Genomic DNA, 13,382 nt, shown 5'->3' on the forward strand with positions numbered 1-13,382 from the left:
GCGATCATGGCAAACTGAAACGGATAATCAACGCCACGCTGGGCTTCAAATCAATGAAGACGGCTTACGCCACAATCAAAGGCATTGAAGTGATGCGTGCGCTACGGAAAGGTCAAGCAGAATCATTTTATTTGGGGCATCCCCTAGGCGAAATGCGTCTAGTGAGCAGAGTCTTTGAAAGATAAGACCTTTCAATAACACGAAAGGCTAACTCATCAATATCTTTGCAACAGTGCCGAAGCCGCATGATGCTCTCTTCGTTAGGGAAGATGCCCACCACATCGACACGCTGCTTCACCTCTTTGTTCAGGCGCTCCAGCGTGTTCGTCGAGTGCACGCGCTCATCGATGCCGCGGCAAATGGACGACACCTAGCTGCGGGAGATACCGGTCATTCCCATCGACTGGACCAAGGCGTCAACATCCTGCCAAATTTACACCACGTCCCAAGACTCTACCTAGCGCAGGTACTGCAGGCAAGCATACGTTCGACAGATAGTTTGGTCCAGTCGCTGAGTTGATGGACATTCTTCTCAAGAAAGCGTTCCCAACTAATTTCGGTGGTTTTCAGGTCAAATGCCACGCGCAGCTTTTTCATCATGATGTTGTTGGTCATCTTGCATTCGATAGACGGCACCGGGGCATCTTCGCTTTTGCCGAGACGTTCGAAAATCAGACCGTTGAGAAAGTAACCTATGATGACATCCGGGCAGGCGCGAAAACTGGGCTCTTTCTCTTTACTTCAGGAAGCTGACAACTTCGGCTTCTGTTACTTTGCTCTCTGCCAGCGCCAGAATGCTTACCACTTTAGCATCGCTTAAATTCAGCATGTGACGCACGCTGCGCAGGACATCATTATTCGTCATAGGAACTCTCTTTCATTGAAACCATAGCAATGAGCGCATTATTAGAGACAATTCGTGAGTTGAACAGGAAAAACCGCCAGCGGCAGGCTGGTGATGGTCTTACAGGGGAGTGATCGCGGATAACGGCGTGCCGGGGCGTGAAGCGTCACGCACCAGCGGCAGGTGATCGCAGGCGTGCTGGCGGGCGGAACGGATAAACGCCTCCACCATTGGCTGGCGCTGCTCGCCGTCGCGCACGGCGGCATACAGCCTGCTCCACAGGCCGTCCCCTAATGTTTTCGTCACCACCAGTCCCTGGTGTTCACAACTTTCAACCACCCAGTGCGGCAATGCGGCAATGCCCATCTGCGCGGACACCATCTGAATCAGCAGCAGCGTGTTATCGACGCTTTTCAGCGCCGGACTGACGCCCGCAGGCTGCAGGAAATGGCGCCAGATATCCAGACGCTGGCGCTGTACCGGGTAGATCATCAGCACTTCACTGGCCAGATCCTCCGGCGAAATGTAATCCTTCTGTGCCAGTGGGTGATCCGGGGCCAAAATCAGGCGTACCTCAAAATCAAACATCGGCGTATAGAACAATCCGCTGCTGCGCGGCAGAATATCTGAGGTCAGGACGATATCCAGCTTGCCCTGTTGTAAAGCGGGCTGTGGATAAAAGGTCACGCCCGACTTGAAGTCCATCACTACCTGCGGCCAGCTCTGACGGAAGTTATTCAGCGCGGGCGTCAGCCACTGAATACAGCTGTGGCACTCAATAGCAATGCGCAGCGTGGTCTGATGCGGCTCGTGGCACGCCTTAAGCGCGTGCTGGATCTGTGGCAATACCTGCTCTGCCAGCTGCAGGAGGATCTCCCCCTGTGGTGTAAAGCGCAGCGGCTGGCTTTTTCGCATAAACAGGCGAAAGCCAAGGCGCTGCTCCAGATCGCTGAACTGGTGAGATAACGCCGATTGCGTCTGGTGGAGCTGAGCGGCGGCGGCGGCCAGCGATCCGGTATTTTGCAGTGCCTGCAACGTTCGCAGGTGTTTGAGTTCGATCATGAGAGCCCTTCACATCGACAGTGAACATTTTGCGCTTGTGGTGAATACAGTACCTGCGGATTATAGCGGTGTAAACATCTGGATGGCTAAATTGGTTAGCCAGCTCGGTAAAAATGGATTCTACGAGGCAAAACTGATGACTATTCTGAACCATACACTTGGATTTCCGCGCGTCGGCCTGCGCCGCGAACTGAAAATAGCACAGGAAAGCTACTGGGCGGGTAACAGTTCTCAGGAAGCGCTGTTGGTAACTGGTCGTGAACTGCGCGACCGCCACTGGCAGCAGCAGAAAGAGGCCGGTGTTGACCTGCTGCCGGTCGGCGATTTCGCTTGGTACGATCACGTCCTGACGACTAGCCTGCTGCTGGGAAACGTTCCGGCGCGGCATCTTAACAAAGATGGTTCAGTTGACCTCGATACCCTGTTTCGTCTGGGCCGTGGCCGTGCACTTAGCGGTGAACCTGCGGCGGCGGTAGAAATGACCAAATGGTTTAACACCAACTATCACTATATGGTGCCGGAATTTGTGCAGAGCCAGCAGTTCAAGCTGAGCTGGACTCAGCTGCTGGACGAAGTGGATGAAGCGCTGGCGCTTGGACACAAAATCAAACCCGTGCTGCTTGGCCCGGTAACTTATTTGTGGCTGGGGAAAGTGAAGGGTGCCGCGTTTGACCGCCTGAGCCTGCTCAAAGAGATCCTGCCGGTTTATCAGCTTGTGCTGGCTGAGCTGGCAAAACGCGATATCGAGTGGGTGCAGATCGACGAGCCTGCGCTGGCGCTGGAACTGCCAGCCGAATGGCTTGCAGCCTTCAAACCTGCTTATAATGCATTGCAGGGCCATACCAGACTCCTGCTGACCACTTATTTCGACAGCATCGGTCAGAATATCGATACCATTCGCGTACTGCCGGTGCAGGGCCTGCATGTAGACCTAGTGCATGGTAAAGACGATATCAACACGTTGAACAGTCAGCTGCCGCCGAACTGGCTGCTGTCGGTTGGGGTGATTAATGGACGTAACGTCTGGCGTGCCAATCTCAGCCGCTGGTTTGAGCGCCTGCAACCGCTTGCCGCCGCCCGTAAGCAGCTGTGGATTGGTTCTTCCTGCTCGCTGTTGCACAGTCCGATTGACCTGAGTGTGGAGACCCGCCTCGACGACGAGGTAAAAAGCTGGTTCGCCTTTGCCCTGCAGAAATGCGCCGAACTCTCTTTGTTGAGCAAAGCGCTGGACAGTAACGATCCCGCTTCTCTGGAAGCCTGGAGCGCACCAGTCCGCGCCCGAAAATCCTCAACCCGAGTGCACAATCCGGCAGTAGGTCAGCGCCTAGCGGCGATAACTGCTCAGGACAGCCAGCGTCATAACCACTATCAGGTACGGGCTGAGGCTCAGCGCCAGCGCTTCCAGCTGCCTGCATGGCCCACCACCACCATCGGTTCGTTCCCGCAGACCACCGAAATTCGCGGCCTGCGCCTCGATTTCAAGCAGGGGCGTCTGGATGCTAACCACTACCGCACCGGTATCGCTGAGCACATCAAGCAGGCGATTGTCGAACAGGAGCGCCTAGGGTTGGACGTGCTGGTCCACGGGGAAGTCGAGCGCAACGACATGGTGGAGTACTTCGGGGAAAACCTCGACGGTTTCATTTTTACGCAAAACGGTTGGGTGCAGAGCTACGGCTCGCGCTGCGTAAAGCCACCGGTGATTATTGGCGACGTCAGCCGCCCACAGGCCATCACCGTGGAGTGGGCAAAGTATGCCCAGTCGCTGACCGACAAGCCGGTGAAGGGGATGCTGACCGGCCCGGTGACCATTCTCTGCTGGTCATTCCCGCGTGAAGACGTTTCGCGTGAAACCATCGCTAAGCAGATTGCCATAGCGCTGCGTGACGAAGTGGCAGATTTGGAAAAAGCAGGGATTGGCATCATCCAGATTGATGAGCCTGCGCTGCGTGAAGGGCTGCCGCTGCATAAATCCGACTGGGCTACCTACCTGAAGTGGGCAGTGGACGCTTTCTGCCTGAACGCCGCCGTGGCGCAGGATGACACTCAGATCCACACCCACATGTGCTACTGCGAGTTCAACGACATCATGGATTCGATTGCTGCGCTGGACGCCGACGTGATCACCATTGAAACATCACGTTCCGATATGGAGTTGCTGGAGTCGTTTGAAGAGTTTGAGTACCCGAATGAGATTGGCCCGGGCGTGTACGATATTCACTCGCCGAACGTGCCGGAGGTAAAGTGGATAGAAACGCTGCTGCTGAAAGCGGCACAGCGCATCCCGACTGAGCGTCTGTGGGTCAACCCGGATTGCGGCCTGAAAACCCGTGGCTGGGCTGAAACCCGCCAAGCGCTGGCTAACATGGTTCAGGCGGCGCAAAACCTGCGTAACGCCAAAGTGTAATTATCTGTGTTGTTGATGTGATTTTGGGGCGCTATGCGCCCCCTTTTTTTATGCCTTTGGCGCTACGCCATACTGTTTAAACCACGTCAGCATACGCTGCCAGCCGTCTTGGGCAGACTCGGCATGATAGCTGGCGCGATAGTCAGCATTGAAGGCGTGACCGGCATCGGGATAGACAATAATTTCCGCATTCGCATTGGCTGCCCGCAGTGCCTGACGCATGGTTTCCACGCTCTCCTGCGGAATGCTGTCATCTTTACCACCGTACAGTCCTAATACCGGGGCATTCAGATCGACGGCGATATCAACCGGCTGCTTCTGCTGCTTCATGGTTTGATCGCCGACCAGCTTGCCGTACCAAGCAACGGCAGCCTTCAGCTGCGGATTATGCGCCGCATAGAGCCAAGTAATGCGACCACCCCAGCAGAAACCGGTAATCGCCATATTGCGCATATCTCCGTCGTGACGCGATGCCCAGTTAACCACATGATCCAAGTCGGTCAGTACCTGATTGTCCGGCACTTTACTCACCAGCTCTGAGAACAGGGTAGGGATATCGTCATAATCGGCCGGGTCGCCTTGGCGGAAGTAGAGCTCAGGAGCGACAGCCAGATATCCCTCCGCCGCTAGGCGGCGACAGATATCGCGAATGTGTTCGTGAACGCCGAAGATCTCCTGCACGACTAACACCACCGGCAGTGGGCCTGTGGTATTGCGTGGTTTAGCGTGAAACGTCGGCATATTCTCCCCCTGAGTGGGAATCGAGGTTTCCCCGGAGATAATCTCGGCGCTGTCGGTAATAATTGTGGTGGCAGCCGTCGGCAGGACTGCGGGCGCAAAGCTTTTTTTGCTCAGTTCTTGAGTGATGTTATCTTCGTTTTTCATGGTTCTCTCCGTGCAGGCGCCAGTGCAATTAGCTAACTATAATACTATAGTCAAGAATGCGATGAGGTCAGAGCTTGAGTGAGGGTATCTCTTTATCACCTAGTAAAGCTAAATCACAGGGCAAATTGTGTCAAAGCTCCATGAGCAAATAATTAAATGTGATGCTGGTCACTATTTTCAGTGTAATGCGTGTAACTATCATTTGAATTAGCAATTTTTATCACACTAAAGGGCGCCGTTATTTCTTACAGTAACGCTTAATTTACTATCCCCGATTTCCGCGACAGGAGTTTGAAATGGCACATTCTGACGTTTTCCATCTTGGCCTCACCAAAGTCGATCTCCAGGGCGCGACGCTGGCCATCGTGCCTGGCGACCCAGAGCGCGTAAAGAAAATTGCTACCCTGATGAACAATTCAGTCCACCTAGCTTCACACCGTGAATTTACCACCTGGCGCGCCGAGCTTTCCGGTAAGCCGGTGATCGTCTGTTCGACCGGTATCGGTGGTCCTTCGACTTCTATTGCCGTCGAGGAGCTGGCGCAGCTCGGCGTGCGCACCTTCCTGCGCGTGGGTACCACCGGTGCTATTCAGCCGGACATCAACGTCGGCGATGTGCTAGTGACGACCGGTTCCGTGCGTCTCGACGGTGCCAGCCTACACTTTGCGCCACTAGAGTTCCCGGCGGTAGCGGATTTCACCTGCACCACCGCGCTGGTCGATGCGGCGAAAGAGGCCGGAGCGCGCACCCGCATCGGCATCACCGCTTCCTCTGATACTTTCTATCCGGGCCAGGAACGTTACGACACCTATTCAGGCCGGGTGGTGAGTCGCTTCCAAGGGGCGATGAAAGAGTGGCAGGAGATGGGCGTGCTGAACTATGAAATGGAGTCCGCCACGCTGCTGACGATGTGTGCCAGCCAGGGACTGCGCGCCGGAATGGTCGCTGGGGTGATTGTAAACCGTACCCAGCAGGAGATCCCGAATGCGGAAACCATGAAAAAAACCGAAAGCGATGCGGTGAAAATCGTGGTTGAGGCCGCACGCCGCCTGACCTAAATTCTGATTTTGCGGGAAGCCTCTGAAAGCTGACCACAAACCGCAACCTCCCCCTCATTTAGCTGCGTACTCTCTCCAAAATTTGCTTTTTGTCTGGACATTTATACAGTACGCCTCTATTTTTCCCCTGTCAGGGTTTCAGCAGGAGAAGCAGGGTGGATCCAACAATCGTTTACAGCGCAGGCATCGGTCTGGTCGGTCTACTGGCAGGCTGGCTGTTCGCCTCTTATCGCAGCCAGCAGCACCTAGCGAAGGGCAAGACGGAGCAGCAGCTGCTGTTACAGGCGTCTGAACAGGCGCAGGCTGAACGTCAGCGCTTACAGCAGCAGCTTGAGGCCCAGTTACTTGCCCATAAGCAGAGCGAACAGGAGCTGCGTCAGTTGCACGCTGCACAGGCCGCAGCCGGTGAAAAGCTGCAGCACCTCGAGCACTGGCGTGTGGAGAGCGACCAGCTCACTCGTGAACTGCGCACTCAGATGGAGATCAACAGCGCCCAAGAAGCGGAGCTGCGTGAAGTCACCATTCGCCTAGAAGAGACGCGCATGGCGGCTGAAGAGAAGCAGCGCCTGCTGGTTAACAGCGAGCAGCGCCTTAATGCACAGTTTGAAAACCTAGCAAACCGAATTTTCGAAAACAGCGGTCGTCGTGTCGATGAACAGACCCGCCAGAGTCTGAATGGGCTGATTACGCCGCTGCGCGAACAGCTGGAGGGTTTCCGGCGTCAAGTGCAGGAAGGTCTCGTTCAGGAAGCGCGTGAACGCCATACACTTTCTCACGAAATTCGTAACCTGCAACAGTTCAATGCCCAGATGGCTCAGGAAGCGATTAACCTCACTAAGGCGCTGAAGGGCGATAACAAAACTCAGGGTAACTGGGGGGAAGTGGTGCTCAGTCGGGTGCTTGAGGCTTCCGGCCTGCGCGAAGGTCATGAGTATGAGACACAGGTGAATATTCAGCTGGAACAGAGTGGCCGCATGCAGCCGGATGTCATTGTACGCTTGCCGCAGGGCAAAGGCGTGGTGATCGACGCCAAGATGACGCTGGTGGCCTATGAACGCTATTACAACGGTGAAGATGAAGCCGGGCGTAAAGCGGCGATTAGCGAGCATATTGCCGCCATCCGCAGCCACCTGCGTGGACTTAGCCGAAAAGATTACCAACAATTGCCTGGTTTACGCTCACTGGATTATGTGTTGATGTTTATCCCGGTGGAACCGGCCTTTCTACTGGCTATCGACCACCAGCCAGAGCTGATCAACGAGGCGCTGAACCTCAATATTATGCTGGTCAGCCCGACCACGCTGCTGGTGGCGCTGCGCACGATTAACAATTTATGGCGCTATGAGCATCAGAGCCGCCATGCCCAGCGCATTGCCGACCGGGCCGCTAGGCTCTATAACAAAATGCGTTTATTCGTTGATGATATGAGTGCTATCGGGCAGAACTTAGATAAAGCCCAAGATAGCTACCGTCAGGCGATGAAAAAGCTGTCGGAAGGACGCGGCAACCTGATTGCGCAGACAGAAGGCTTCCGCCAGATGGGCGTTGAGGTCAAACGCCCGATAAATCCTCGCCTAGTCGCACAGGCGCTGCCCGCAGAAGATAAGGATGAAGATGACGCTGCCGGGGAAGCAGAAAGTGAAGAATTTTCTCCTGCCGCAATGCCACACCGCATCAATGAATAAGCGTGTGGCAAGTGCCTAGTCTGCGTGACTCTGATACACTTGGCAAATATTTAATTATAGAGCAGGCAAAACAAATGGCAGATGAATCAAAGGACACCACCCACTTCGGCTATCGCACGGTAGCGAAAAACGAAAAGGCCGAGATGGTGGCTGATATTTTCCATTCCGTTGCGGCCAAATATGATCTGATGAATGACTTGGTGTCTATGGGCATCCACCGCATCTGGAAGCGTTTTACCATCGACTGCAGCGGCGTGCGGCGTGGGCAGCGCGTACTTGATTTAGCAGGCGGCACTGGCGATCTCACGGCGAAATTCTCACGTCTGCTCGGTGAAACTGGTGAAGTTGTGCTGGCCGATATTAACAGCTCAATGTTGAAAGTGGGCCGTGAAAAGCTGCGCAACAAAGGCGTCATCGGCAACGTGAACTACGTACAGGCCAATGCCGAAGCACTGCCGTTCCCGGATAACTACTTCGACTGCATTACTATCGCTTTTGGTCTGCGTAACGTGACCGAAAAGGAGAAAGCGCTGGCCTCCATGCTCCGCGTGCTGAAGCCGGGCGGGCGTCTGCTGGTGCTGGAGTTCTCCAAGCCGCAGTTCGAACTGCTGAACAAAGCCTATGATGCTTACTCTTTCCACATCCTGCCGCGTATTGGCGAGCTGGTGGCGAAAGATGCAGGTAGCTACCGCTACCTAGCAGAATCCATCCGAATGCATCCCGATCAGGAAACTCTGAAGCAGTTGATGATGGACGTTGGCTTTGAAAACACCACGTATCACAATCTGACGGGCGGCATTGTTGCCTTGCACCGCGGATTTAAGTTTTAAGCAGGAAAACGCATGACATTAACGCCGCTGTTAACTGCCAGTCTGGAGAGCGCGCTAAACCAGATTCTATATCGCGATCGCGGCCTGAAAGCGGCGCGTCAACATCTTAACTGGCGTAGCCTTACTATCCTCCTTGCGGAACTGGAACAGCCCGTCACCTTCATCTTCAGTGAAAACCAAGTGGATGTGATAGGTGCGTGGGGTGACACGCCAGACTGCACGGTGAAGATCCGTCTGGCAACCTTGCCCAAACTGCGCGACCACCAGCAGCTGACGGCCTTGATCCGCAGCGGCGAGCTGGAGGTGGAAGGTGACCTGCAGCTGGTGCAGCAGTTCTCTGCTCTGCTGGATCTCGCAGAACTCGACCCCGCAGAGTATCTTGCCCCGTGGATTGGCGATATTGCTGCGGAAGGGCTGACAAAGTTTGCCCGCCGTGGTTTCAACGCCCTGCGCCGTGACGTCGAGCGTAAGCAGAGTTATCTGGGCCAGACGCTGACGGAAGAGTGGCGACTGGCACCGGGTAAGCTCGAGCTCGCTTGGTTCAGTGAAGAAGTGGATGCCTTAACCCGATTGTTGGATGCCCTTGATGCCCGAATTAATCAGCTGGAGGTCAAATGACCTTCGATGAACTGCGACGTCTTTACCAGATTATCCGCGTTTTTCTCAGCTACGGCCTAGATGAACTGATCCCCAAAACCCGCTTAACTTTACCCATTCGCTTTTTCTGTATGCCAAACCGCCACAAAACTCAGCCGCTGGGCGAGCGTTTGCGTTTTGCGCTGGAGCAGCTTGGGCCGGTGTGGATCAAGTTTGGTCAGATGATGTCGACCCGCCGCGATCTATTCCCGCCTCACATTGCTGACCAGTTGGCAATGCTGCAGGACCGCGTGGCACCGTTTGATGGTGCCAAAGCCTTAAAACTGATTGAACATTCACTCGGTGCGCCAATTGAAAGCCAGTTCGACGACTTTGAGATCGTCCCGCTGGCTTCCGCCTCGATTGCTCAGGTTCACACGGCGACGCTGAAGGAAAACGGTTGTGAGGTGGTGATTAAAGTTATCCGCCCTGACATTCTTCCGGTGATTAAAGCGGATATGCGGTTGATCTACCGCCTAGCCCGCTGGGTGCTGCACCTGCTGCCTGATGGCCGCCGTTTGCGCCCGCAGGAAGTGGTAGCCGACTACGAAAAAACGCTGCTGGATGAACTGAATCTGCTGCGCGAAGCCGCGAACACCATTCAGCTACGGCGTAACTTTAACAGCAGCAGAATGCTATATGTCCCAGAAATCTATTCCGATTACTGCAGTGAAAATATGCTGGTTATGGAGCGTATTTACGGCATCCCGATTTCTGATGTGGTGACGCTGGAGCAGCACGGTGTCAATATGAAGTTGCTGGCCGAGCGCGGCGTGCAGGTGTTCTTTACTCAGGTGTTCCGCGACAGCTTCTTCCATGCGGATATGCACCCGGGCAATATTTTCGTCAGCCATGAACACCCTGAAGATCCGCAGTATATCAGCATTGACTGCGGTATTGTCGGCTCGCTGAACAAAGAAGATAAGCGCTACCTAGCAGAAAACTTTATCGCCTTCTTCAACCGCGATTATCGCAAAGTGTCTGAACTGCACGTTGACTCAGGCTGGGTGCCGCCGGATACCAATGTTGAAGACTTCGAATTCGCCATTCGTACCGTGTGTGAGCCGATCTTCGAGAAGCCGCTTGCAGAGATCTCTTTCGGCCACGTGCTGCTTAACCTGTTTAACACTGCGCGACGTTTCGATATGGAAGTGCAGCCGCAGCTGGTACTGTTACAGAAAACGTTGCTGTATATTGAAGGCGTCGGCCGCCAGCTCTATCCGCAGCTGGACCTATGGAAGACAGCCAAGCCGTTCCTTGAAGACTGGATTAAAGATCAGATCGGCATTCCCGCTATCGTGCGTGCGCTGAAAGAGAAAGCGCCGTTCTGGGCAGAGAAGATGCCGGAGCTGCCGGAACTGTTTTATGAGAGCCTGCGGCAGCATAAGCAACTGCGTCACAGTGTTGACCGCCTAGCAAGCGATCTAAAAGGGGAGCGGACTAGGCAGCATCAGTCGCGCTATCTGTTTGGCGTGGGTGCCACGTTCCTGCTGAGCGGAATGGCTATTTTGCTGACGCGCCCTGAGTGGGATATGTTCTCCACCGCCCTGATTGCTGCAGGTGCTGTTGCTTGGCTGATAGGCTGGCGCAGAACAAACTGGTTATCATGAAAGGTAAATAGGCAGTTTATTGTGCGTGCGTGTGGTTTGTGCATCGTCGGCACGACATAAACTGTTATATACTCAAAATTCGCATCAATTATTGATATCAGAGGTAATAATGGGTGGCATTACACTTCCACATTTGTTGATTATCGCCGTACTGGTTGTCCTGCTGTTCGGTACTAAGAAACTGCGTTCGCTGGGTTCTGACCTCGGTTTATCTATCAAAGGCTTTAAAAAAGCCATGAGCGATGAAGACGACAAGGAAAAGGACAAAGCGAATGCTGATGATGCTGACTTCAACGCCAAACTGGGGGACAAACAGCATACTGAAGCAAAAAAAGAAGTCGTTAAGAACGACAGGGTATAAACCGTGTTCGATATAGGCTTTAGTGAGCTGGTACTGGTATTCGTGATTGGCTTGGTGGTACTGGGTCCGCAACGTCTACCCGTAGCGGTAAGAGCAGTGGTGGGCTGGATCCGCGCACTGCGTTCGCTGGCGACCAACGTGCAGAATGAACTGGCGCAAGAGCTGAAAATTCAGGAGCTGCAGGACGGCCTGAAAAAAATCGAACAGTCAAGCAAAGACAGTCTCTCCCCTGAGCTTAAAGCCTCGGTGGAGGAGCTGAAGCAGACGGCTGACTCGATGAAACGCTCTTACCTCGGTGATAATGAAAAAGCTGACGATGAAGCGCACACGATTCATAACCCGCTGGTAAAAAAAACGCAGGAATCCCATGATGGGGTGACGCCAGCCGAAGCGGACCATCAGACCAGCGCGCCAGCACCGATCACCGTGACCCAGACCGCCGCGACGCCACAGCCTGAAGTTAGCCCTGAGCCGGCCGTACCCGCTGAACCACGAGCCCCCGTGAATTCCACTCAAGCGAGCGATAACGTAAAACATGGCAGTTGAAGATACCCAACCGCTTATCAGTCATCTGATCGAGCTACGTAAGCGCCTGCTGAACTGCATCATTGTTGTTCTGGCAATATTTCTGTGCCTAGCTTACTTCTCTAACGATATCTACCAGCTGGTCTCCGCCCCGCTGATCAAGCAGATGCCTGCGGGCGCCAGCATGATTGCCAGCGATGTCGCTTCGCCATTCTTTACGCCGATTAAGCTGACAATTATTGTCTCGCTATTCCTGTCGGTACCAGTGATCCTCTATCAGGTCTGGGCATTCGTTGCGCCTGCGCTGTATCGCCACGAGCGCAAGCTGGTTGTGCCGCTGCTGTTTTCCAGTTCATTCCTATTCTACCTAGGGATGGCTTTCGCCTACTTTATTGTCTTCCCGCTGGTGCTTGGCTTCTTCGCCAAAACCGCGCCTCAGGGCGTACAGATTGCCACTGACATTAATAACTATCTCGACTTCGTGATGACGTTATTTATGGCGTTTGGTGTGTCGTTTGAAGTGCCGATTGCCATCGTGCTGCTGTGCTGGACCGGTGTGACCACGCCAGAAGATCTGCGCGCTATGCGCCCTTATGTGCTGGTCGGTGCGTTCGTCGTCGGGATGTTGCTGACGTCGCCGGATATCTTCTCCCAGACGCTGTTAGCCATCCCGATGTACTGCCTGTTTGAAGTGGGGGTTTTCTGCGCACGCTTCTACGTGGGTAAATGCCCGTCATGAACTGAACCCTGCTTCCTGCCGCATATTGTTCAGCAGGTGGCGCTGCTACGGGGTGAGGATGCGCACGCCTTGGCGCAGCAAACGGCGCTGAATGCGAGCACGTTGTTCCAGCTTTTAGGGATTATGTCTGTCACTGAGAAGAGGGACGGGCTTGCGCAAGAATTACAGCTTTTGAAACTGGCGATTGCTGACGCTGCGAACCACCTGCTTATTGAGCAGGTTTAGCAGCAGCATCGAACGGGCTTTACCATTGGGCTCGGTAAAGATCGCCTTCAATCCTTCAAATGCCCCATCGGTAATGATTACCGTATCACCCGGCTGCGGAAAGTCGTGATCGATAACGGTCTCTATCGGGTTATTTTGCAGTGTGGTGATCACATCCAGCGGCACGGTGGCAGGCTGGTTTCCAAAGCGGACAAAATGGCTCACGCCACGCGTTGCGCTAATGGTGGTGGTATGGATGGATTCTGGATCGAACTCAATAAAAAGATAGTTAGGAAATAGCGGTTCGCTGACCTGAGTACGTTTTCCGCGCACGGTTTTCTCTAAAGCAATCATTGGGCTAAGGCAATACACGGCCTGACGCTCAAGATGTTCTTTCGCGCGCAGCAGCTGACCTCGTTTGCAATAAAGTAAATACCAAGATTCCATAACGTCACTTTCCAATTATCTGGCGGATAAGGATAGCAAAATCGCTCACATAGATATAGCGAGATTGGCAGGACACTGTTGCAAAGATA

At 54.1% G+C, this 13,382-nt stretch carries 13 protein-coding genes and 3 pseudogenes; 11 read left to right on the forward strand and 5 right to left on the reverse strand.

Going from position 1 to position 13,382, the window contains the following annotated elements; translation table 11 throughout:
* On the forward strand, positions 1 to 185 hold a 185-nt coding region (locus BBW68_RS08425; protein WP_148127605.1), incomplete at its 5' end, for a DDE-type integrase/transposase/recombinase.
* Positions 186 to 238: 53 nt separating this feature from the next.
* Here the strand turns inward: BBW68_RS08425 and BBW68_RS16385 are convergent.
* The 3 genes and pseudogenes from BBW68_RS16385 to metR all read right to left on the reverse strand — a co-directional run.
* Positions 239 to 340: pseudogene (locus BBW68_RS16385) on the reverse strand (transposase); the annotation flags it as partial.
* A gap of 212 nt (positions 341 to 552) precedes the next feature.
* Positions 553 to 865, reverse strand: a pseudogene (locus BBW68_RS08430) (YehS family protein); the annotation flags it as partial.
* Between the two features lie 99 nt (positions 866 to 964).
* Entirely contained in the window at positions 965 to 1,906 is a 942-nt protein-coding gene (metR, locus tag BBW68_RS08435) for an HTH-type transcriptional regulator MetR (RefSeq protein WP_070134919.1), read from the reverse strand.
* Between the two features lie 136 nt (positions 1,907 to 2,042).
* On the opposite strand from metR, the gene metE reads away from it, so the two are divergent.
* On the forward strand, positions 2,043 to 4,313 hold the full coding sequence (gene metE, locus BBW68_RS08440) for a 5-methyltetrahydropteroyltriglutamate--homocysteine S-methyltransferase (protein WP_070134941.1): 2,271 nt from the start codon (positions 2,043 to 2,045) through the stop codon (positions 4,311 to 4,313).
* Between the two features lie 48 nt (positions 4,314 to 4,361).
* Here metE and BBW68_RS08445 read toward each other — a convergent pair whose 3' ends face one another.
* Entirely contained in the window at positions 4,362 to 5,198 is an 837-nt protein-coding gene (locus BBW68_RS08445) for a dienelactone hydrolase family protein (RefSeq protein ID WP_070134921.1), read from the reverse strand.
* Positions 5,199 to 5,494: 296 nt separating this feature from the next.
* On the opposite strand from BBW68_RS08445, the gene udp reads away from it, so the two are divergent.
* From udp to BBW68_RS17810, 9 genes and pseudogenes are all read left to right on the forward strand, one after another.
* Positions 5,495 to 6,256, forward strand: a complete 762-nt coding sequence (gene udp, locus BBW68_RS08450) for a uridine phosphorylase (protein WP_070134923.1) — start codon at positions 5,495 to 5,497, stop codon at positions 6,254 to 6,256.
* Positions 6,257 to 6,411: 155 nt separating this feature from the next.
* The gene (gene rmuC / locus BBW68_RS08455) at positions 6,412 to 7,941 is read left to right on the forward strand and encodes a DNA recombination protein RmuC (protein WP_070134925.1); all 1,530 of its coding nucleotides are present in this window, start codon (positions 6,412 to 6,414) and stop codon (positions 7,939 to 7,941) included.
* A 74-nt stretch (positions 7,942 to 8,015) separates the two neighbouring features.
* Entirely contained in the window at positions 8,016 to 8,771 is a 756-nt protein-coding gene (gene ubiE / locus BBW68_RS08460) for a bifunctional demethylmenaquinone methyltransferase/2-methoxy-6-polyprenyl-1,4-benzoquinol methylase UbiE (RefSeq protein WP_070134927.1), read from the forward strand.
* A gap of 12 nt (positions 8,772 to 8,783) precedes the next feature.
* Positions 8,784 to 9,389 carry a ubiquinone biosynthesis protein UbiJ gene (ubiJ, locus tag BBW68_RS08465; RefSeq protein ID WP_070134929.1) on the forward strand — a complete coding sequence of 202 codons (606 nt, stop codon included), beginning with the start codon at positions 8,784 to 8,786 and terminating at the stop codon, positions 9,387 to 9,389.
* The gene (gene ubiB, locus BBW68_RS08470; RefSeq protein ID WP_070134932.1) at positions 9,386 to 11,017 is read left to right on the forward strand and encodes a ubiquinone biosynthesis regulatory protein kinase UbiB; all 1,632 of its coding nucleotides are present in this window, start codon (positions 9,386 to 9,388) and stop codon (positions 11,015 to 11,017) included. Before ubiJ ends, ubiB begins: the two co-directional genes overlap by 4 nt.
* A gap of 109 nt (positions 11,018 to 11,126) precedes the next feature.
* Positions 11,127 to 11,378, forward strand: coding sequence for a twin-arginine translocase TatA/TatE family subunit (gene tatA, locus BBW68_RS08475; protein WP_070134934.1), 252 nt, complete (start codon positions 11,127 to 11,129; stop codon positions 11,376 to 11,378).
* 3 nt (positions 11,379 to 11,381) lie between these two features.
* Positions 11,382 to 11,924 (forward strand): Sec-independent protein translocase protein TatB, encoded by a 543-nt coding sequence (gene tatB, locus BBW68_RS08480; protein ID WP_070134935.1) that lies wholly within the window; start codon positions 11,382 to 11,384, stop codon positions 11,922 to 11,924.
* Entirely contained in the window at positions 11,914 to 12,642 is a 729-nt protein-coding gene (gene tatC, locus BBW68_RS08485) for a Sec-independent protein translocase subunit TatC (protein WP_070134937.1), read from the forward strand. Before tatB ends, tatC begins: the two co-directional genes overlap by 11 nt.
* A gap of 3 nt (positions 12,643 to 12,645) precedes the next feature.
* Positions 12,646 to 12,756, forward strand: a pseudogene (locus tag BBW68_RS17810) (hydrolase TatD); the annotation flags it as partial.
* 48 nt (positions 12,757 to 12,804) lie between these two features.
* Here the strand turns inward: BBW68_RS17810 and rfaH are convergent.
* Positions 12,805 to 13,293 carry a transcription/translation regulatory transformer protein RfaH gene (rfaH, locus tag BBW68_RS08490; protein WP_070134939.1) on the reverse strand — a complete coding sequence of 163 codons (489 nt, stop codon included), beginning with the start codon at positions 13,291 to 13,293 and terminating at the stop codon, positions 12,805 to 12,807.
* Between the last annotated feature and the right edge of the window lie 89 nt (positions 13,294 to 13,382).

Source organism: Candidatus Erwinia dacicola (genome assembly GCF_001756855.1).
Classification (GTDB): domain Bacteria; phylum Pseudomonadota; class Gammaproteobacteria; order Enterobacterales; family Enterobacteriaceae; genus Erwinia; species Erwinia dacicola.

Excerpts from the sequence above, each read along its gene's own strand:
- rfaH (WP_070134939.1), bottom strand. The coding sequence starts at position 13,293 with ATGGAATCTTGGTATTTACTTTATTGCAAACGAGGTCAGCTGCTGCGC.
- ubiE (WP_070134927.1), top strand. The coding sequence starts at position 8,016 with ATGGCAGATGAATCAAAGGACACCACCCACTTCGGCTATCGCACGGTA.
- BBW68_RS08445 (WP_070134921.1), bottom strand. The coding sequence starts at position 5,198 with ATGAAAAACGAAGATAACATCACTCAAGAACTGAGCAAAAAAAGCTTT.
- tatA (WP_070134934.1), top strand. The coding sequence starts at position 11,127 with ATGGGTGGCATTACACTTCCACATTTGTTGATTATCGCCGTACTGGTT.
- metR (WP_070134919.1), bottom strand. The coding sequence starts at position 1,906 with ATGATCGAACTCAAACACCTGCGAACGTTGCAGGCACTGCAAAATACC.
- tatC (WP_070134937.1), top strand. The coding sequence starts at position 11,914 with ATGGCAGTTGAAGATACCCAACCGCTTATCAGTCATCTGATCGAGCTA.
- udp (WP_070134923.1), top strand. The coding sequence starts at position 5,495 with ATGGCACATTCTGACGTTTTCCATCTTGGCCTCACCAAAGTCGATCTC.
- ubiJ (WP_070134929.1), top strand. The coding sequence starts at position 8,784 with ATGACATTAACGCCGCTGTTAACTGCCAGTCTGGAGAGCGCGCTAAAC.
- ubiB (WP_070134932.1), top strand. The coding sequence starts at position 9,386 with ATGACCTTCGATGAACTGCGACGTCTTTACCAGATTATCCGCGTTTTT.
- metE (WP_070134941.1), top strand. The coding sequence starts at position 2,043 with ATGACTATTCTGAACCATACACTTGGATTTCCGCGCGTCGGCCTGCGC.